Source organism: Streptomyces roseochromogenus subsp. oscitans DS 12.976, assembly GCF_000497445.1.
Classification (GTDB): Bacteria; Actinomycetota; Actinomycetes; order Streptomycetales; family Streptomycetaceae; genus Streptomyces; species Streptomyces oscitans.
In genome coordinates this window covers 177,012-198,197 of sequence record NZ_CM002285.1, presented here as the reverse complement: position 1 = coordinate 198,197, position 21,186 = coordinate 177,012, and the positions used below count along the sequence as shown (strand labels likewise).

The following is a 21,186-nucleotide window of genomic DNA, read 5'->3' as shown; positions in this document are numbered from 1 at the left end:
GCAGCGGCCAGTGCACCATGCCTCGGCCACGCCGCCCCCCTGCACCCTTGATCCGGCCCAGCGTTCGGCTTCGCAGCGCCAAGACCAGCGTCCATAACCCGATGTTCTGGGGAACTGAGAGCTGGCTGCGAAGGCCGGCCGCCTCCAACCTTGACCCCTGGCACAGTGAAATGTCACATCGCATAGGGAGCCATCGTGAGAGCACGACGTTCCGGGATGGTCATGGCTGCCGCCCTCGGACTCGTCACCGTCGCCGGTTGCGGGGGAGCCGACGGCGCCGACGGGCAGGGCGGTGCCGCGAGCAAGGGAGGCACACTCCACGTGCTCTCCAGCCTCGACCTGGAGCACCTCGACCCGGCCCGCAACTACGTCACCTCCTCCGAGGACGTGGGCCGCCTCATCTACCGGACGCTGACGACATACGCGGCGGCACCCGGACCGGCCGGAGGAAAGATCGTGCCGGATCTGGCGACGGACACCGGCCGCCCGAGCGACGGCGCCAGGACCTGGACCTTCACGCTCAAAGCAGGGGTGAAGTTCGAGGACGGCCGGCCCATCACCAGCCGGGACATCAAGTACGGGGTCGAGAGGACGTTCGCCGCGGAACTCCCGGAAGGGCCGCCGTACGCACGGATGTGGCTTGCCGGAGGCCGGAGTTACAAAGGCCCCTACAAGGACAAGCAGGGACTGGCCTCGATCGAGACGCCCGACGACAGGACGGTCGTCTTCAAACTCAACCACCCGGTGGCCGACTTCGGTTCCGCGGTCTCGCTGCCGATCTTCGCCCCGGTTCCGCAGGACAAGGACACCGGTGTCCGCTACGACAGCAGGCCCTTCTCCTCCGGCCCGTACAAGATCGGGTCCTTTGAACCGAAGAAGCGCCTCACGCTCGTCCGCAACACTCACTGGAGCCCGGCCACCGACACGGTGCGCAAGGGCCTGCCGGACACGATCGTGATCGATCTCGATCTCGACCCGGCCGTCGTCGACCAGCGCCTCATCGCCGCTCAGGGACAGGACGCGGACGCGGTCGCCTTCGAGCCGATCGGGCCGGCCTCGGTCGGGCCCGTGATGGCCAACCCCGCGGTGCGCAAGCGGCTGGTCACCGGCGCGTCGATCAACACGCGGTACCTGAGCATCAATACCCGGCACAAGCCGCTCGACGACCTCCGGGTGCGGCAGGCGATCGCCTACGCGCTCGACAAGGACGCCCTGCGCACCGCGCGAGGCGGCCCGATCGCCGGCCAACTGGCCACCACTCTGCTGCCCCCGTCACTGCCCGGCTCCGTCCCCGACGATCCCTTCCCGAGCCCGGGCGGCAAGGGCGATCCGGCCAAGGCCAAGGCGCTGCTCGCCCAGGCGGGCCATGCCTCGGGCCTGACCCTCACGCTCGACACCCCGGCCACCGCGGGCGGCCAGGCGCAGGGCGAGTCCGTGCAGGCATCCCTGGCCAAGGCCGGCATCAAGGTGACCATCAACGCGATCAGCTCGTCGGCGTTCTACAGCACGGTGGGCAACATCGCTCAGGAGCACGACCTCGTGATCGACGGCTGGACACCCGACTGGCCCGGCGCCTCCACCTACCTGCCGCTCGTGTTCGACGGCCGGCTGATCACCCCCGAGGGCAACAACAACCATGCCCAGTACAACTCCGCCAAGGTCAACGCACGCATCGACGCGATCACCGGGATGAAGGACCCGGCTGCCGCCGCGGCCGCCTACGGCGACCTGGCCCAGCAGATCATGCGGGACGCCCCGGTCGTGCCGTTCCTGTGGGACAAGGCGGCCGTCCTGACCGGGTCTCACGTCACCGGCGCCTACGGGCACATCGCCTACGTCGGCCGCCTGGACCTGGTCTCCCTGGGGCTGCGCAAGTGACCGCCACGCTCCCCGCCGCCATACCGTCGGACGCGCCGCACGGCGTCGTACCGCACGAGACGTCCCTGCTGCGCCGGCTGCTGGCACAGCGCTCCGCGACGGTCGCGCTCACCGTGGTCGTCCTCCTGGTGCTGATCGCCCTCGCGGCCCCGCTGATCACCTGGGCCGCCGGCACATCACCGACCGAGTTCCACTCCGAAGCGGTGGACCCGGTGCTCGGCGGGCTGCCGCGGGGCACCGGAGGCGGGATCAGCGCCGAGCACTGGCTGGGCGTCGAGCCCGGCAGCGGCCGGGACATCCTCGCCCGGGTCGTCTACGGTGCCCGGGTCTCGCTGCTGATCGCCCTGCTCGCCACGGTTGTGTCGGTGGCGCTCGGTACGGCGCTCGGGCTGGCCGCCGGGTTCTTCGGCGGCTGGACCGACACCGTCATCGGCAGGCTGATGGATCTGCTGATGTCCTTTCCCGCGCTGATCTTCATGATCGCGCTGATCTCCGCGGCGCCCGGGGTGAACCGGCAGCTGCTGCTGGTCGTCGTGCTCGGCTTCTTCGGCTGGCCGTACGTCGGGCGGATCGTGCGCGGGCAGGCGATGGTGCTGGCCCGCGGGGAGTTCGTGGCGGCGGCCCGGGTGCTGGGCGCCTCCCGGCGCGCACTGCTGGTGCGGGAGGTGCTGCCCAACCTGAGCGGACCGGTCCTCGTGGTGGCGACCATGTCGATCCCCGGCTACGTCGCCACCGAGGCGGGCCTGTCCTTCCTCGGCATCGGGGTGCGCCCGCCGACCCCCTCATGGGGGCAGATGATCGCCTCCGCGGTGCCCTGGTACGCCGCCGACCCCGTCTACTTTCTCGTCCCCGGCGCCTTCCTGTTCGTCACCGTGCTCGCCTTCAACGTGCTGGGCGACGCGGTACGGGACGCGCTCGATCCCCGGAGCCGCCGACGATGATTCTCTACGTCCTGCGCAGACTGGCCGCGACGGCGGCGATCCTGCTGGTGATCTGCGCGGCCACCTTCGCGATCTTCTATCTGATGCCCGCCGACCCGGCCCAGGGCGCGTGCGGCAAGGCGTGCAGTCCGGAGCGGATCGCCGAGATCCGCACCACGCTCGGCCTGAACCACTCGGTGGTCGTGCAGTTCCGTGACTATCTCGTCGGCATCGTGGCCGGGCGCGGCTACGGCACGGGTGCGCATGCCGTGCACTGTCCTGCGCCGTGCCTGGGATTCAGCTTCCAGACCGATCAGCCGGTGTGGCGGATGCTCACGGACCGGCTGCCGGTCAGCATCTCCATCGCCCTGGGCGCGGCGGTGCTGTGGCTGCTCCTCGGTGTCACGGCCGGGGTGATCTCCGCGCTGCGCCGGGGCAGCCTGTGGGACCGGGCGGCGATGACGGCCGCGCTCGGCGGCGTCTCGCTGCCGGTCTACTTCACCGCCCTGGTGCTGCAGTACCTCCTTGTCGTCAAGCTCGGTCTGCTGCCCTATCCGCAGGCGATCCCGCTCACCGCGGACCCGGCCGGCTGGGCCGAGTCCATGGTCATGCCGTGGATCACGCTGGCGATGCTCTACGCCGGCATCTACGCCCGGATCACCCGCGGCGAGATGCTCGACAGCCTCGGCCAGAACTACGTCCGCACCGCCCGCGCCAAGGGCCTGCCCGAGCCGACGGTGCTGCGCCGCCATGCGCTGCGGCCGGCGCTGATGCCCATCGTGACGATCTTCGGCATGGACCTCGGCGCGCTGCTCGGCGGCGCCCTCATCACCGAGTCGGTCTTCGGCCTGCCCGGCGTGGGAAAGCTCGCGGCCGACGCGATCAACAGCGCCGACCAGCCGGTGATCCTCGGGGTGACGCTCTTCGCCGCGGGGTTCGTCGTGCTCGCCAACGTCGCGGTGGACCTGGTCTACGCGCTCCTGGACCCGAGAGTGAGGGCCATGGGATGACCCTGCTGACCGTACGTGATCTGACCGTGGACTTCGCGGGCGGCGTGCGCGCCGTCGACGGACTCGATCTGGACCTGGCCGCCGGGGCGGTGCTCGGTGTGGTCGGTGAGTCGGGCAGCGGCAAGTCCGTGACGAGCCTGGCCATCATGGGCCTGCTGCCCGATGCCCGGATCACGGGTGAAGTCCGTTTCGACGGGGACCGGTTGACCGGCCTGGACCGGCGGGCGCTGCGCCGGCTGCGCGGCGACCGGATCGCGATGATCTTCCAGGACCCGCTGTCCTGCCTGAACCCCTACTACCCGGTGGGCTTCCAGATCGCCGAGGCCTACCGTGCACACCGCCGGGCCGGACGCCGCGAGGGGCACCGGGTCGCGGTGCGGATGCTGGACCGGGTCGGTATCCCCGAGCCCGAGCGGCGGGCCCGCGCGTATCCGCACGAGTTCTCCGGCGGCATGCGCCAGCGCGTGATGATCGCGATGGCCCTGTGCCTGGAACCCGACCTGCTCATCGCCGACGAACCGACCACCGCGCTCGACGTGACCGTGCAGGCCCAGATCCTGGAACTGATGCGGGAGCTACGGGAGCGGTCCGGCACCGCCATCATGCTCATCACCCACGACATGGGCGTGGTCGCGGGACTGGCCGACGAGGTCGTCGTGATGTACGGCGGCCGTGCGGTCGAGCGGGGCAGGGTCCGCGAGGTGTTCTACCGGCCGCGCGACGCCTACACCAAGGGCCTGCTCGCCTGCGTGCCCCGCGTCGACGGGCCGCTGCCCGATCGGCTGCCCACCCTGTCGGCACCGGAGGTCACGGCGTGAACAGCGTCAAGAGCATGGAGAACGTGGACAGCGTGAATGTTCCGCTGCTCGAAGCACACGACCTGGTCAAGCGGTTCCCCGTACGGCACGGCCTGACCCGGCGGCTCGCCGGACACGTCAGGGCCGTCGACGGTGTGTCACTGCGGGTGGACGCGGGGGAGACGCTGGGCCTGGTCGGCGAGTCCGGCTGCGGCAAGTCCACGGTCGCCCGGCTGCTGACCCGGCTCATCGAACCCACCTCGGGCACCGTCTCCGTGGCCGGACGGGAACTGACCACGCTGGACGAGCAGTTGATGCGGCCCGTACGACGCGACCTGCAGATGATCTTCCAGGATCCGTTCTCCTCGCTCAACCCCCGCCAGACCGTCCGGCAGATCCTGACGGCCCCGTACCGCTACCAAGGGCTGCCCCCCGAAGAACCGGTGGAGCAACTGCTGGAGCGGGTGGGCCTGCGTCCGGAGCACGCCGCCCGCTATCCCCACGAGTTCTCCGGCGGCCAGGCGCAGCGCATCGGGGTCGCCCGGGCACTGGCACTGCGGCCGCGACTGGTGGTGTGCGACGAGCCCGTCTCGGCGCTCGACGTGTCGGTACAGGCGCAGATCCTCAACCTGCTCAAAGACCTGCAGCGGGAGTACGGGCTCGCCTATGTGTTCATCGCGCACGACCTCGGCGCGGTCCGCCAGATCAGCACGCGCGTCGCCGTGATGTACCTGGGCACCGTCGTGGAAACGGCCGACCGGGACACGCTCTACGGCAGCGCCGCGCATCCGTACACCCACGCCCTGCTCTCCGCCGTACCGCTGCCCGACCCGGACGCCGAACGGGCTCGCGAGCGGATCGTGCTGAGCGGCGACCTGCCCAGTCCGCTCGATCCGCCCAGCGGCTGTCCCTTCCGCACCCGCTGCCCCAAGGCGGCCGGCCCTTGCGCCACCGAGCGGCCCGCGCTGCGCGCGATCGCCTCGGGCCATGAGGTCGCCTGCCACTACCCCGAGCCGCTGCCCCGGCCGTCCTCCGTGCCGTATACCGAGGAAAGGACCTCATGAGCCGCACCTACCGCCTGCCCGGACTCGCCGTCACCGACCATGAGTTCACCGTGCCGCTCGACCACGCCGACCCCGCGGGTCCCCCGATCCAGGTGTTCGCCCGTGAACTGTGCGACCCGGCCCGTGCCGGCCGGCGGCTGCCCTGGCTGCTGTTCCTGCAAGGCGGACCCGGAGGCAAGTCGCCGCGGCCGCTGAACGCCACCACCGGCTGGCTCGCGCGCGCCCTCAGGACCCACCGGGTGCTGCTGCTGGACCAACGCGGCACCGGCCGCAGCACCCCGGTCACCGCCCGGTCGGCCGGGAGGTTCTCCGATGCCCGGGAGCTGGCCGGTCATCTCGCCCTCTTCCGTGCGGACTCGATCGTCGCCGACGCGGAGCTGATCCGGCGCGAGCTTGTCGGTGACGAGCCATGGGAGACGCTCGGCCAGAGCTACGGCGGTTTCATCACCCTCACCTACCTCTCCCGGGCCCCCGAGGGACTGCGTGCCTGCTACATCACCGGCGGCCTGCCCGGCCTGGACGCCACCGCCGACGATGTCTACGCGGCCACGTATCCCCGGGTCAGGGAGAAGGTGACCGCGTTCTACGCCCGTTACCCCGGCAACCGCGATCTGGTGCGGCGGATCGCCGACATGCTCGACCGCCGAACGGTGCGGTTGCCCGACGGCGACCGGCTCACCGTCCGGCGGCTGCGCACGCTCGGCCTGATGCTGGGCATGGGCGACGGAGCCGGGCGCCTGCACTGGCTGCTGGACGACGCCGTCGGCGTCGACGGCGAACTCTCGGCGACCTTCCTGCAGCAGGTGATGAACCTGACCGGACTCGTCGACAACCCGCTCTTCGCCGTGCTCCAGGAAGCCTGCTTCGCCCAGGGAGGCAAGCCCACCGACTGGGCCGCGGCCCGCGCGATCGCCGACCGCCCCGAGTTCACGCAGGACGCCGACCCGCTGCTGTTCACCGGTGAGATGTTCTATCCCTGGATGTACGAGGAGATCGCCGGACTGCGGCCGTTCCGGGAGGCCGCCCACCTGCTGGCCGAGCGAACCGACTGGCCCGCGCTGTACTCCCCGTCGCGGCTGGCGGCCAACCGGGTGCCGGTGGCCGCCGCGATCTACCACGACGACATGTACGTCCCCACAGAGCTGTCGCTGCCGACCGCGCGCTCGGTCGGTGCACTGCGTGCCTGGGTCACCAACGAGTGGGAGCACGACGGGGTGACCGCGTCCGGTACGGGCGTACTGTCCCGCCTGATGGACATGGCCGCCGGACAGGTCTGATGACCCCGCACCAACCCGAAGAGAGACGAGGAGACATGTCCAGGTCCCCCCAGAGGCTCAGGGCCTTCGCCGCGGGTGCCGCCGCGACGGCGTTGCTCTCGCTCGGCGCCGCCGCTCCGGCCGCGACCGCGGCGCCGCCGCAGAGCACCGCTCCGGCCGCCGACTGCGCCCTCGCCGGCCGGACCGGCTGGACCGACGAGGGCCACACCACCGACTACACCCAGTTTCAGCGGCCCCTCGGCACCAGGCACGTGCTCATGCTGTTCGTCGACTTCCCCGACGCCCAGGCCTCCGGTTCCACGTCCGACTACTACCGGCAACTCGCCCCGGCCGCCGAGTGGATGAAACGCGACTCCTACGGCCGGACCGCGCTTGACATCGCCCCGCTGGACCGTTGGATACGGATGCCGCACGAATCCACCAGCTACGGCTTCCAGCGCGGGATCACGTTCGAGCAGCACGAGGAGTACGTCCGCCAGGCGGTGGCAGCCGCGGACCCGTACGCCGACTTCTCCCGGTACGACATGGTCTACATCGTCCCGGCGAAGTCCGCCGCGGCGATCAGCTTCTCGCCGACGTACCTGTACGACCCCACCACCGCGGGCATCACCGCCGACGGCAAGCGCGTCAAGTGGGCCGTGACGTTCGGGCAGGACATGTGGCACTGGGGCTTCAAGGTCGCCGACCACGAGACCAGCCACACCTTCGGCCTGCCCGATCTCTACGCGTTCACCGGCACCGACTACCACCGCTTCGTCGGCGGCTGGGATCTCATGGGCGACATCGCCGGGGCCGCCCCGCAGCACCTCGGCTGGGAGCGATGGAAGTTCGGCTGGATCGATGACCGCCAGGTCGCCTGCCTTCCCTCGGCCGGAAGCCGCACGGTCCGTCTGAAGGCGGTCGAGAGCCCCGGCGGAACGAAGATCGCGGTGATCCGTACCGGCGAGACCACCGCCTACGTCGCGGAGTCCCGCAGGGCCGTCGGCGCTGACAGCGACGCCTGTTCCACCGGCGTACTCATCTACAAGGTGGACACATCCACCACGACCGGCTACGGCCCGGTCCAGATCGTGAACGGCAGCCCCGGCGCCACCCCGTCCCCGGGCTGCCGGACCCTGGACATGGCCGCCTTCCACCCCGGCCAGACCTTCACCGATCCGGCCACAGGAGTCCGGATCGACGTCGGCAGCAGCACCCCGCTCCATGACGAGATCTCGATGACCAAGCAGTGAGGGCTGATCGCCGCCGCGCGGTGATTCACTCCGGCAGGCGCAGCGACCCTGGATGGCGCCTGCGCCACCGAGCGTAGGCCGGGGCGGAGGCACAGGTGGCGAGATACCCGGCGGCCACCCTGCGGACGATCTTGTCGGCGTGTGCGGCCGGCGGCCCGTCGCGGCGCCAGCCGAGTACATGGCGGTACCAGAGCGGATTGCCTGCCAGAGGGCGCACCGCGACTCCGGCCACCTCTATGTAGGTCGCCTGGCAGAGGCTGACGGCCAGGCCCGCCCGTACGATGTCGATCAGCTGTCGGCCTTCCGCCTCGTAAGGGGTGTGCGGCTGACGGCCCGTCCGGGAGAAGACGGACGACCAGTACTCCCGGGTACGGTCACTGTCCGGGTGGGGCATGGCCCAGTCATCCCCGGCCAGTTCCTCCAGGCTCACCTCTTCGCGGCCGGCCATCGGGTGGGTGGACGGAAGCAGGGCGAAGACGGGCTCGGTGACGACCGGGCGAAGGACGACTCCCTCACGCGGAGGGAGTTCGTGGCCGGGGTTGTCGCCGAGGACCGCCGCCTCCAGGCGGCCGGCCGCGAGGTCGTCCAGCAGCGGCGACGGGGAGTACTGGCATCGTGTCGTCACCTCCGCGCCGGGGATCAGCTCCTTTGTGGCCACGATGAGATCGGCGAGCAGCGGCGCGCCCACCGAACCTAGACGGACGCGGCCGGGAGCCGTTCCGCAGCGGGCGGCGCGGGCCGTGTCGGAGAGCAGGCCGTCGATGCCCGGCAGAATCGCCCGTGCCCGGGGCAGCACCAGCTCGCCCAGGGCGGTGGGCACGGCACCCGCCTGCCCACGGTCGAAGATCGGTCCGCCCAGCAAGGTTTCGATGCGCCGCAGTTGGGCGCTGAGCCCCGGTTGGGTCATACGCAGCGACGCGGCGGCACGGGTCAGGCTTCCGGCCTCAGCGACCGCGCAGATCACTCGCAAGTGCCGTACCTCTAGATCCATGGCGCGGATGGTAAGGAGCGGCGAGGGCTTTCCGGCAGGGGTCGGGGCCGCACAGTCACATATGAAATGTCACACGTGACCCGGGTGTTATGGGTGCGGGGCGCGGAACGTGGTGCGGCACAAGGTCAACGCGGCGGAGTGCGTGGCCGACTGCGACGAGCGGGTCGACCGCACTCCCGACCTCGGCCATGGCGGCGCAAATTCAACGCCGTGTCAACCGTTTCCCCTGCCGCATAGGCCGTGACCAGCTGCGGCCGATCGACGGGGACACCGAACAGGCCCAGGCGGTCAAGGTCGTCGCCCGCGCCCACCAGAGCCTGGTCTGGGAACGCACCCGCACCTTCCAGCGGCTGCGTTCCGCTACAACCCGGCCCTGCGCCAGCTCGGCAACCGGCTCGTCGGCATCCTCCATATGGATGCCTCAAGACCCGAACCCGTCGATTCAGCGCACGAAGTCGACCTCCGGGTAGTGACGGGAGGGGCCGTCGAGCAGGTGGCTGTGCTCGTGGCGCAGCTCCTTGTCGAAGAAGGCCGCGAGGTATACGCGTTGGATCTCGATGGCACGGTCGGGGGCGATCGGGCCGAGCGCTTGGACGAGTGAGGCGGGAGTTTGATGGAAGGCGCCGGGCGCCTCGTGGAAGAAAGCCTCCCAGTCCAGGAAGGAGAGGTGCTCGGCGCCGCGCAGTTTCAGGTCGTACCGGTCGCCGTGCAGGTGGTTCCAGAAGGTCGCCCAGCTCCCATCGTCGTTGCGGTTGTGGTGCTGGGAGCTGAACAGCAGGAACGGGCGGTTGAGGCCCCGGGTGATCTCCGGTCCGAAGAATTGTCCGTCCAGGTCCGCACCGGCGCGGATTCTGGAGTCCGCCTGCATGGCCGCCGGCACCGTTCCTCCGCCGAGGGAAGCGCCGAACATTCCGATGCGGTTCATGTCTATCGCGTGGGCCAGCCCGTGGGGAAGAGGTATGTGGTCCACGTCCGGGTTGTGGCCGTGGACGATGGCGGCCAACTGGTCGATGACGAAGCGGGTGTCGGCAACCCTGACGGCGACCACGTGGGTCGCGGGGGTGCCTGGCGGCATCGTGCTGGTCTCCACCCGTCCGCCAGGGAACTGCACTTCGCCGTCCTCGTGGGTGTCGTCGAGGGTGACGACCACGTAGCCGCGGCTGGCCAGATCCTCGGCGAGCGCGGTTCCCGTCGCCCGGTCCGAGCCCCGCCCGGGCGAGTACAGCACGACCGGCAACTTGCCGGCCTTGTGATCGACCGGGGCGCCGGTGTGCCCGGCAGTGGTGGGCAGGGTCACCGTGTTCGGCGGCACCTGCATGGCGGCCAGGAGATGCGCGGCGGCGGCGGACTGCATCCAGGGCGCGGCAGGGTAGTGGGCGGTGTGCGTGGCCGGATACCACAGCGAGACCATCAGCTCGCGTGGGAGACTGCCCGGCAGCCACGGATCCGTGCGGTGCGGATCGATCAGGTGGAGGTCGACCGTCCCGACCCGGTACTGCCCGGTCGGGGCGGGAAGCGTCAGCTGACCCGGGGCGTTCGCCTTGCCCTCGGGCGCCGCCTTGGCCGTGGGCTCTGCCTTGGCCGTGTGCGCGGCCCTGGCCTCGGGCGCCGCCTTGCCTCGGGGTGCTGGCTGGCCCTCGGGCGCCGCCTTGCCTCCGGGGGCTGGCTGGCCCTCGAACGCTGCCGCGCCCTCGGGCGCTGTCTTGGCCGTGGGCGCCGCGGCGTTCTTCCCGGCAGCGGCGGCTGATCCGATCCCGGCAGTAAGGACGACGGCCAGTGCCCCTGTGGTACCGGCGACCCGGGCCCGCAGTCGGCTGCGGGGTTTTCTCCGTGCATGCTTCATGAGCAGCCCTCCCTGATGGTGTTTCGCTCCGTGATGAGTACTTGTCGGTACCCGGTGGCGACTGCAGCTGCCGCGGCTGTCGCTAAGGCTCTCCTCAGTGTGAAGACTCGGAGAAAGCGCATTCCTCAACTCTTTCGTACGGGATACGCAGAGCATGCCATTGGTGCCTTCGCAGGTGAATGCGATGCGGAATGAGGACGTGCACCACTGGGCCCTGAGGTAGGGAATTATTACAGCACTTGCAGCCCCTATGGTGATGATGCCATGTCAACAACCTTGGCCCGCCGGGGAACAGACTTGGAAGGAATTACGCTGCCGCATTTGATTACCCACGCTCGGTAATCAAATGCGGCACCTTAAGGCCCGATTTGGTAGTCGATGGGATCGGTGGTGATCAAGGTGCTGTCGAGGGCGACGAAGCCTCCCGCGTGATCGGCGAGGAGTTCCACGTTCTCGGCGATGCACCGGCCGACGGATGCCACGTCCACGGCACCCGTCACCACAGCCGGGCCTACAAGAGGACTTGAACCACGCTGTCGGGTAGTTGTCGCAATCGAGGAAGTCAGCCGCACCGACACGCCTGTCCCGCACGGCGTTACGGGTATCGACCGAGGCGGTGTCGATCACCGCCTGCCGGGCGCACCGCTCCGGCGCGTCGCCCACGGTGATGCTCCCGGAAAACTGGGTGAAGCCACCCCGCATCCGGACCATGAGGCGCCGCACCGTGAAACCGATCTCGGAGTGAGCAGGGTCGGTCTGCCACGCACCCGTGAGCTGGTCCAAGTCGACAGGAGCAGCAAGCATGACGATCTCCTATGGCAGAGCGGGCGACGGGCGGCACATCAAGCCGTACGCATGTATGTACGTGGCTATGACAGTGATCGTTCGACGCTCACCCCGATTGATCCGAAGCCCACTGGGTTCGGGATCGTTCGCGGAGGCCGTGTCCGTGACGCGCCTCTCCACCGACCGGCGACGAGTCGAGGACAGCCCCTTCGAACGCCTGGAATCCGGCAACTCGACTCCACGTAAACCGGGGCACATCACTCCTGTAGATCCCGCTTTCCGCTCCCAGGGCCCTGACCAGGTCGTCCGCGCTGCGGGTGGACACCCCGTGGACGTATGCCTCGACGATGACGGCATACAGGGCCCGGTCGATCCGGCGGTGGCGTTCGAGCAGGCTGGGAAGCGGCTGCCGGCGCGGAGCGGAGTGCCTGCTGCTCGTCGGGACAGGTAACGCTGTTGGTCAGCTGGGGTTGGGCAGGGCCTGGAGCCTGTGGATCGCATCGGTGATCACACCTGTCCAGGTCCAGCGTCCGGCGAGGCGGAGATAGCGGCGGCGGCCGGTGGTGACCAACTGGGCGGCAGTGGGGAATAGGCGAAGCCGCAGACGGCGGGGCTCCCACAGCTTGGCTTTCCCCGTCATCGCGAGCATCGGCATCCAGGGCGAGTAGGTCGCGTGCGATCTGGATCATCTCCAGCCAGATCTGGTTCTGTGCGGCGTCGTGGAGGGCCAGGTTGCGCAGGCCGGTGGCGCGGGCGGCGCGGATGCGGTCTTCGGCACGGGCGCACTGGCGGTGCCGCAGCTCCAGTTGCGCGATGGGTATGTTGGCCGTGTTGGTGGCGAAGCAGGTCAGGCGCATGCCGTCGGCGTCAGTGAAGCGCAACTGGGCACCAGGGTGCGGCCGTTCCTTACGCACGATCAACCGCATCCCAATCGGCCAGCCGTCCAGCACGTCGCCGGCGAGCTCGGCGACCCAGGCCCCGTCGCGGATCTGGCTGTCCGGCTCCACGGCCGGTGTCCATGCGGCGGCCGGGATTTCAAGGAACCGCCCGGTAGTGTTGAGGCAGCTGTGCGAGGGCCATGCTCGCGGCTTAGATGTGGTCGCTGGCGGTGCTGGAGCCCGCGTTGCCGGGCCGCAGCAGGTCCACCACCGGTTCGCCTGATCCGCCCTGCCGTGGTCGACGAACCCGATCAGTGGATGGTGCCCGAACGCGTCTTCTTCCACGTCGCGGCCGCATCCTCCTTGCCGGAGTGGGCGATGACAAGCACCCCGTTGATGTCCACGATCACTTGCCCGACAGCATCGGGCGCGGCCTGCCCGGCCAACCCCCATACTCTCCTGGGTACTTCGGCTCCGGGCGCCGGAGTGCAGTCAGGGCCCGCATCCCACCCGAGGCGAGGGTGTCTCCCAAGCGCGAGACGGTCGGATCGGATGCCACCGGCCCGCAGACGGCCGGCTCGGCCCGCAGACGGCCGGCTCGGCCCGCAGACGGCCGGCTCGGCCCGCAGCTGGCTGATGTCGGGCAGACAGTCCCCGCCGAATCGCCCCAGCCAGACCAGGCTTACGGACGCTCTCCACCAGCAGCACCGCCCCGGCCTGGGTCGCCACCGGCGCCCGCCGCCCTCGACACTGACTTGCGGAGAGAACCCGATACGTTGTTTCACCCGAGAAGTGCTCCTTCTGCGTTACCCGATCTGACTCTCAGTACGTCGTTTCGTTGCGGGTCGGGGACGCTTCTTCCGTTCTCGTTCACCCACCGGACGGCCCGCCTCGTGAGACCGCAGGTTTAGCACCACCAGGATTGGTTGACAGGTCAACTGGTCCTGTGGGAATCCGTGTTGTTCCGGCAAGTGATCAGAGATGCCAGTAACCACGAATGGCCGACCCCTCATCGGTCTTCCCGTGTGCCGCGTCATTGCGCGCTCCGGGCTTCCTCCCGCTTCGAAGTGCGGGGCTTGACTTGATCAAGGGAAGGGCGTGGACTGGAGGTGATGTCAATGTCCGCAGAGCAGTGAGCGAAGCCTGGGACTTGACTGCCCGCCGTGAGCCCGACGCAGGTGCGGGAAGCAAGCGGCGAAGGCTGGCGGAAAAGGGGCCTGTGTCAACGAGTCAAGCGAGTGACACTGGGTCCTGGAGCTATCGGAATCGTGGCGATTTTCCCATGTACGTCGAGCGACACCGGCAACGCGGTCAATTCCGGCAGCCGGACTTCCTGAGCTTGCACCGTGACCCGGACGGACGATTGCGCCCTGACCTGTGGCAGGCGGGGATGGCCGACACCAGACGCATGCCCGTCTATGTCGGGGACCATCGACCTTCCGCGGCTGGCCCAAGCGGCAATGGCGGCGGTCCCCCTACTACGACTGTGGGGATCGGTGGGACACGGTGGAATCAAATCGGGCCGAGTCCAATCCGCGTGGATCAAGAGCAGATCGACCAAGGGCAGGGACCGGATTCGGGCGAGGTCGTGGACATCGCTATCGACCCCAGCGGGACCAGCGACCAAGTGATATACATCGCGTGCAACGACGGCGGTGTCTGGAAGTCCACCGATGGGGGCCTGACCTGGAAGCCGAAAACCGACCTTATGCCTTCGCTGTCCATGGGTGCCGTGGCACTGGACCCGGGGAACCCTTCCACGGTGTACGCGGGCACCGGAAACCCGTTTGACGGAGGCGGCCAGTTCACCAAGGGCGTGGGGATCTACAAATCGATCGACGGCGGTGAAACATGGAGCGTCGAGGGCGCTGCCGTGTTCACCCACCACTCCATAAACCGCATGGTGCTGCCGGTTTCCGGCGTGCTGCTCGTGGGGGCGCTCAATGGAGTCTACCGCTCGGTTGACGGCGGCCTGAATTTCGGCGCGAACGCGCCCGCATTCAATGACGGACGCCCGGTGATACAGGGATATGTCACTGACCTCAAACTCGACACACGGTCACCCACGACCACGGTCTACGCCTCGATCTCGGGCCAGGGTGTATTCGTCTCGACAGATGCCGGTGCGACGTTCCCCACCAACCTGTTTGCCAACCCCGGCGCCCCCGCACCAGGATTCTTCTTCATCAGCTTCGCCCAGTCGAACCAGCCCGACGGGGCGACAATGTACGCGAGTGTCCAGGGAGCGACGGACTACGGTCTATACAAGTCGATCGATTCCGGCGCCCATTGGGTAACGATGCCCGCGGGTGCCACGGCTGCGATCCCGCCGCCAAATTCCGGCTATCAGCTGGGCTACGACCAGACGGTCGGCATTGATCCGCTGGATCACAACCGGGTCTACCTCGGCTTCCAGGAGCTGCACCTGTCCACCGACGGTGCCAACACCTTCCGTCCCACCCCGATCTCCCAAAACCAGATCCACTGGGACCACCACGCTCTCGTCTTCAGCCCCGCCTCCCACCTGCCGACGGTCGCACCAGCCCCGCTCTTCGTAGGAACCGACGGGGGGATCCACGCCACTCGCGATGGCGGTGCCACGTGGTCGAACCTGAATGAGGGGATCGCCACCAACATCTTCCTGGGTATCGGCATAGGGCTCGGCAGCACCGCCAACAATGCCTACACGTATGGCGGCACACAGGACACCGGCACCCTCGGACACCGTCCCGAGTTTCCTGGTGCGGACTGGCACCTAGGCATCGACGGCGACGGCGGCCCGGTCGCCGTCGACCCGGCGAACCCCCGGCGCGTTTACGGGTCCGACGACGGAACCTTCATCTCCACCTCGGACGGGGGGAGTAATTGGACCTACGGTGCCACGGGAATCCCGGCAGGCGTCTACCGGATCGCCATCGACCCAAACAACAGTTCTCACGTGTATGCCACGGTCGGCTCCCAGCTCTACCAGAGCACTGACACGGCAGGCACGTTCACGCAGATCGCCACGTTCCCCACCCAGATCCGTTCCATTGCCACGACGCCGCTAGACTCCAACACACTGTGGCTTGGGCTCGAAGACGGCAGCGTCCGGTACACAAGCAATGCCCTCGCCGGCACGAGCTCGGCCTGGAACTCGTACACCCCCGGAGCCCCCTCCGGATTGAACGCCGAGGCCATCGCCATCAGCCCGACCAACCTGTACCGCGTCGTCGTCGCCTTTTCCGGATTCTCCGCGATCAGCCCAACCAACCGCACCAAACACCTTTTCCAGACAACGAACAACGGTGCCACATGGTCGGATATCAGCGGGACCGACGGCGGTGACCCTACGCAGAACCTCCCAGATCTTCCGCTGCACGCGGTGGTCCTCGACCCCGGCAACCCCAACGGCAGCCCGGGCGTCGGCCTGCACCATGTCAGGTCCAACGGTGCCCAACTCCTCTCCCCAGGTCTGGACGGCACCATCCTCACCTCGCCGACCGGCACCAACTGGGCGAAGCAGTCGACCGGCACCACGACCAATTTGGTGGACGCCGCTTGGGACGGCCACCAATGGGTGGTGGTGGGGTACCCCTCCATCCTCACCTCCCCCGACAGCATCACGTGGACCGCCCAACCCTCAGGCGTTCCCCCGGACAATGCCCTGGAGGGAATAGCTTGGTCAGGGACGCTATTCGTGGTCATCAACGCGTCGACAGGAAACGTGCTCACCTCCCCTGACGGACAGAACTGGACCATCAGACCCCTTGGTGCAACAACCCAGGCTCTGGGGGGCATCGCCTGGGATGGGGCCCAGTTCATCGGCGTGGGCTACGGGGGCACCATCGTCACCTCTCCTGACGGCATGACGTGGACGGCTCGCAATTCCGGCACGACCGCGCTTCTGGTAGCGATCGCCGTCGGCAGCACCGTCCGCGTGGCAGTCGGAGACGGCGGTACGATTCTCACGTCACCTGACGGCGTGACGTGGACGTCCCGGGCCTCAGGCGTGCCCGACGACGAGATCGACGACATCGCCTGGTCGGGCAATCAGTTCGCCGCAGTAACCAACAGCGGCGCGGTCCTCACCTCGCCCGACGGTATCACCTGGACCCGACAAACATCCGGGACGAATACGCGGCTGCTTGGCATCACCTGGGACCGCGGTCAGTTTGTGGCCGTAGGTGATTTTGTCATCCTGACGTCACCCGACGGCGTTCACTGGACGCCGCAATCACCCGGGCAGGATATTCCCACCATGGTGGTGGCCAGCGACGCAAGCGTCATGCAGTCGCTCGACGGCGGCGCCAGTTGGCACATCCTCGGCGTGGACCTGCCCGAGGTCGACTGCAAGAGCCTGGCTCTCGACTCCAGCGTTACCCCATCGCTCCTCCGAGTTGGCACCTACGGACGCAGCGTCTACGAACTCACCTCTCCCAGCGGTCCCGCACTGGCCATGAACGCGAACCTCGCGTTCGGCGCGGTCCCGGTCGGCAGCAACGCGACGTTGCCTCTGCGCTGCTTCAACGTGGGTTCGACGACGCTCTCCGTGAACACCAGCGGGGGCACCGGAAATCCACACTTCGCCATCACGCCCGCGAGTAACGTTTCCCTGAATCCCGGAGACGAATTCGACTTCTCGGTCACGTTCAAGCCACCTGGCACAGGTCACATGACCGCCAAACTCCACGTCCGCACCACGGATCCGAGCCAACACGTGGCCTTCGTCTTCGCGAGCGGGACCGGGATCTGACAGTCAACATGGTGGGCATTACCGAGGGCGGGAACCACAACATTGCGTCGCCGCCTGGCCTTCGGGCCGGGCGGGGACGCGCTTTGTGTGCTCGGCCTCACACCGCCGACAGCAACTGGTCGGAAATCCACCGCCGGGCCGCCTCGCGGATGTCACGCGGTCGTAGCCGTCCCAAACGGCCGCCCACCCGCGCCGGTCCGAGAGCGCGAGACCTACGTCGGCCTGGAGGAGCCCCAGAAACAACCCGGTACGCCTGGCTGGCTTTGCTGTCCCACAGGGTCGGCCAGGAATTCCCCCCGGTCAGCGCGACGGCGGACCGTCGTGCAGAACCCACCATTCTTCTCCAGCACACGTTGCGACGGCACGTTGTCGAGGAGCGTGGTGGCCTCGATGCGGTGCAGGCCGATGGGGATCGGTGCAACAACCGCCGCGACCGGATTTCCGGTGTGCTTGACGATCTCAGAGGAGCGAACTGAATGACCTCACACGGGATCTGTGCCAGGCTGGCCGCAGTGCTGGGGAGTGCACGTCCATGGGGGTGTTGTGGGGCCGCGGAGGCTGCTGTCTTTCGGAGACGCGCTGGTACTTCTGGGCGAGGATCCTCCCGCCATGGCGGCGCTGGACCGCGCGATCGCGGGAGCGCTCAACCTTGCAACGGGCGGACTGAGCGGCGGACTACTCGGAATGTTCGACGCTCGCGGGAGAATCCTCGGTCTTGGACGTGACGCGGCGAATGGCGTGGGCGCGCGGCTGGGACGCGCCCAGGGGAGGCTGGAACGAACCCAGCTTCTGGAGGCTGCCCACACCGTCATCGTCGTACTGGCGTTCTTCGAGGTCCTTGAACAAGCCTTCGAAGCCCTGGTGCGAGAGGACCCACCCCTGTCCCTGAACGATTTGCTGCTGAGCCGCCGTGAACAGATCACCCTCGCGGGCGGCCGGCCGCCCTCCGATGAGGGATTCGCGCAGACCATGATGCAAGTGGATGCTCCACGTCCCGCACCTCATCTGTCGTACGAAGCCACCCTCGTTGAACTCCGCACCTGGTACAGGCGCCTCGCCTCCCGCATTGTCAACTTCCTACGAGGACTGGCCTTGTGGGAGGAGCTACCTGCGTCGATCCGGCCGGAAATCGCGGACACCGTGCACGACTCCCTGCCCGGACGCGCGGTCGAGCGGTACGAGGTGCTGTACTCCAGACTGGTCGTCGAGGCTCCTGAATTCCGTTACTGGTTCGGCCAGTTGGAACACCAGGCCACGCGCACCGAACTGCGTCGGGCACTCTCGGGACTGGAATCGCTTCTGTCGTCGATCGTGCCGCAGGATCCTCCGGTGGACATCGCCCAGGCCCTGTCCCGGGCGCATCAGGCGGCCCTGAACCGCCGGATCCTCGACGCCGAGTCCACTCCGGAGGGCATGCAGGTGCCGACGCTGGGCGAGGCATATTTGGATCCCGACTTCAGGGTACGTGCCGTCGACGGGCAAGGCAGTCCTGCCTCCGAGGACTGGTGGGAGGAGGCGCCGGTACGACAGGACCTCACCGAGTATCTGACAGGCGTCCTGACGTCGGAGGGATTCGCACTCGCTCCTCTGCTGGTCCTGGGGCAGCCGGGCGCAGGCAAGTCCGTACTCTCCCGGATCCTCGCGGCGCGGCTGCCGGGCGCTGGATTCCTGCCGGTGCGAGTGGCGCTGCGCGATGTGCGCGCGGAGGACGAGCTTCAGGACCAACTCGAACAAGCTGTCCGTGACGCCACCGGAGAGCGGGTCACCTGGCCTGCACTGGTGCGGTCGGCAGGCACCGCCTTACCGGTCCTCCTACTTGACGGTTTCGACGAGCTGCTGCAGACCACCGGAGTGCACCAGAGCGACTTCCTGGTGAAGGTGGCCCGGTTTCAGGAGCGGGAGTTGGAACAGGGACGTCCGGTCCTCGCCCTGGTGACGAGCCGGACCGCGGTGGCGGATCGGGTTCGCTGTCCGCAGGGAACGGTCGCGATGCGCCTGGAGCCGTTCCGGCGGGAACACATCGTGGCGTGGCTCGAACAGTGGAACCTCTCCAATGCCCGCCACTTCACCTCCCGGCGCCTGGCCCCCCTCACTTGGGATGTGCTCGAACCACATCGCACCCTCGCCGGGCAGCCACTGCTCCTCACGATGCTCGCTCTCTATCACGCGGCAGGGAACGACCTGCAGGGCGCGGACGAGCGCCCACTCGGTGAGGCTGATCTGTACGAGGCACTGCTCGGCTCGTTCGCTCGGCGCGAGGTAGCCAAGGACACCCGGGACACCCTGCGGGACACACAGACCGACGATCTCTTGGAGCGAGAGCTCCAGCGACTCTCACTCGTCGCCTTCGCCATGCTCAACCGGCGGCGCCAATGGGCGTCGACGGCTGAACTCGAAGAGGATCTGGCCGCACTACTCGGACGGCACGCAATCCGGCCATCGGACTTCCGGGAACCTGTGGGGCAGGCTGAAATCACCCTCGGCCGATTCTTCTTCGTGCAGCGCGCGCAGTCGATCAGGGGTGGACAGACGCTGTCCACCTACGAGTTCTTGCACGCCACGTTCGGGGAGTACCTGGCCGCGCGACTCGCAGTGCAGCTGTTGACGAGGCTTCTCGACCACCGTCCCGTCTTCTCGATGGGCAGTGAACCGCTGAACGACGACATGCTGTTCGCCCTGCTTTCGTTCGCTCCTGCCTTCTCGCGGCAGACCCTCCGCTTTGCCAGGGCGCGCGTGGAAGAGCTACCGGAGGACGACCGTGAGCGCCTCTCCCGCCTCGTGGTCCGTGTGCTCGGCGAACGTGAACTGCGGGCCGACCAGCCATATCCCGCCTATCTTCCCCAGCGGATGCGCGCTACTGCCCGGCAGGGCATATACAGCGCGAACCTCGTGATGTTCGTGCTGTTGCTGACCGGAGAGACGACGGCCAGCGCGCTCTTTCCCACGGAGGACGACCCGGGGGATGCGTGGCACAGACGCGCACTACTGTGGCGCTCCTCCTTCGAGGAGCCGCAGTGGACGGACTTTGCCCTGGCAGTGGTCCTGCGACGTACCCGCACTGGAGACCGGCGTGACCTGAAAATTCGTCTCCGGGAGGGCGAACTGACCACCCCAGAGCCGACGGACGCGCATTGGCTCTACCAAGTGCCGCGGGAGCAAGAGGACGTCCTGTGGCAGCGCCCCTACTGGAACGAGATCTGGCACAAGATGGATCTCTCCACGGGGACGAACGACGGTGTGGCCCTTCAGGCCCTGCGCCCGCTGTTCGAGTCCTTGGGCCCGTTGCTCACCATGTTCAATGGGGGCGGCGGCAGACCCGCCACCTCGATCGTGCACGATCTGCTGAAACTGTGGCTAGAAGGCGAAACCGGGATGTCTCCGGAGGAGACCCAGGTGCTGTATCAGCGCGTCGGCAACGCACTTCTGGTCTCCGACCGGGACGGCTCACTCATGCGGCACCTCAGGCTGGTGCTCGTCGGCCTGCTCGACCGCGATCTGAAGCGCTTCCCCCCACAAGACGTGCAGCGTCTCGCCGATGCGTTGTCGGTGCATGCCCCCGCTGAACTGCGTGAGCTGCTCCAGGGACGTGCCGCGGCCGCCCGGTTTGGGCCCCTGCATGGCGAGTGACGCCTGAAAGCCGTTCCGGCGCGGTCCACCCGGATCGGCCGTCGGGCTCGGCCCGCGGACCGGCCGTGGGCGTTCGGTTCGGGGAGAGCCACGGCGCCTGCGACCAGGCCGCGGACCCTTTGCGGTCGAAAGACGTCGACGCCGGCGT

The 21,186-nt window shown here is 68.2% G+C and carries 12 protein-coding genes and 3 pseudogenes; 9 read left to right on the top strand and 6 right to left on the bottom strand.

Going from position 1 to position 21,186, the window contains the following annotated elements; genetic code table 11:
• Positions 1-195: 195 nt before the first annotated feature.
• Genes M878_RS51465 through M878_RS51435 form a run of 7 tightly spaced genes read left to right on the top strand, consistent with a single transcriptional unit; the run spans position 196 to position 8,178 of the window.
• A complete protein-coding gene (locus tag M878_RS51465; RefSeq protein ID WP_158692616.1) occupies positions 196-1,878 on the top strand; it encodes an ABC transporter substrate-binding protein in 1,683 nt (560 codons plus the stop codon).
• Complete coding sequence (locus M878_RS51460; RefSeq protein ID WP_023544247.1) at positions 1,875-2,819, top strand: ABC transporter permease; 945 nt, start codon at positions 1,875-1,877, stop codon at positions 2,817-2,819. The genes M878_RS51465 and M878_RS51460 overlap by 4 nt, the downstream gene beginning before the upstream one ends.
• Positions 2,816-3,808, top strand: coding sequence for an ABC transporter permease (locus M878_RS51455; protein WP_023544246.1), 993 nt, complete (start codon positions 2,816-2,818; stop codon positions 3,806-3,808). Before M878_RS51460 ends, M878_RS51455 begins: the two co-directional genes overlap by 4 nt.
• Complete coding sequence (locus M878_RS51450) at positions 3,805-4,626, top strand: ABC transporter ATP-binding protein (protein ID WP_023544245.1); 822 nt, start codon at positions 3,805-3,807, stop codon at positions 4,624-4,626. The genes M878_RS51455 and M878_RS51450 overlap by 4 nt, the downstream gene beginning before the upstream one ends.
• A 14-nt stretch (positions 4,627-4,640) precedes the next feature.
• On the top strand, positions 4,641-5,669 hold the full coding sequence (locus M878_RS51445) for an ABC transporter ATP-binding protein (RefSeq protein WP_051430174.1): 1,029 nt from the start codon (positions 4,641-4,643) through the stop codon (positions 5,667-5,669).
• A complete protein-coding gene (locus M878_RS51440) occupies positions 5,666-6,946 on the top strand; it encodes an alpha/beta fold hydrolase (RefSeq protein ID WP_023544243.1) in 1,281 nt (426 codons plus the stop codon). Before M878_RS51445 ends, M878_RS51440 begins: the two co-directional genes overlap by 4 nt.
• A 35-nt stretch (positions 6,947-6,981) precedes the next feature.
• Positions 6,982-8,178: a M6 family metalloprotease domain-containing protein gene (locus M878_RS51435; RefSeq protein ID WP_023544242.1), complete on the top strand. Its 1,197-nt coding sequence runs from the start codon at positions 6,982-6,984 to the stop codon at positions 8,176-8,178.
• A gap of 25 nt (positions 8,179-8,203) precedes the next feature.
• Here M878_RS51435 and M878_RS51430 read toward each other — a convergent pair whose 3' ends face one another.
• The 6 genes and pseudogenes from M878_RS51430 to M878_RS51420 all read right to left on the bottom strand — a co-directional run bounded on the left by M878_RS51430 (position 8,204) and on the right by M878_RS51420 (position 13,461).
• Complete coding sequence (locus tag M878_RS51430) at positions 8,204-9,169, bottom strand: LysR family transcriptional regulator (RefSeq protein ID WP_031223607.1); 966 nt, start codon at positions 9,167-9,169, stop codon at positions 8,204-8,206.
• 442 nt (positions 9,170-9,611) lie between these two features.
• Positions 9,612-11,012 carry an alpha/beta hydrolase family protein gene (locus tag M878_RS51425; protein WP_023544240.1) on the bottom strand — a complete coding sequence of 467 codons (1,401 nt, stop codon included), beginning with the start codon at positions 11,010-11,012 and terminating at the stop codon, positions 9,612-9,614.
• Positions 11,013-11,368: 356 nt separating this feature from the next.
• Positions 11,369-11,500: a hypothetical protein gene (locus tag M878_RS000000100975; protein ID WP_023544239.1), complete on the bottom strand. Its 132-nt coding sequence runs from the start codon at positions 11,498-11,500 to the stop codon at positions 11,369-11,371.
• Between the two features lie 40 nt (positions 11,501-11,540).
• Positions 11,541-11,816, bottom strand: a pseudogene (locus M878_RS000000101670) (YceI family protein); the annotation flags it as partial.
• A gap of 175 nt (positions 11,817-11,991) precedes the next feature.
• A pseudogene (locus M878_RS93345) lies at positions 11,992-12,198 on the bottom strand (transposase); the annotation flags it as partial.
• A gap of 60 nt (positions 12,199-12,258) precedes the next feature.
• Positions 12,259-13,461 (bottom strand): annotated as a pseudogene (locus M878_RS51420) (transposase).
• 752 nt (positions 13,462-14,213) lie between these two features.
• Here M878_RS51420 and M878_RS92020 point away from each other — a divergent pair.
• Positions 14,214-17,411 (top strand): DUF6242 domain-containing protein, encoded by a 3,198-nt coding sequence (locus M878_RS92020; protein ID WP_023544236.1) that lies wholly within the window; start codon positions 14,214-14,216, stop codon positions 17,409-17,411.
• A gap of 609 nt (positions 17,412-18,020) precedes the next feature.
• Complete coding sequence (locus tag M878_RS46600; protein ID WP_158692615.1) at positions 18,021-21,038, top strand: NACHT domain-containing protein; 3,018 nt, start codon at positions 18,021-18,023, stop codon at positions 21,036-21,038.
• The last annotated feature ends 148 nt before the right edge of the window (positions 21,039-21,186 follow it).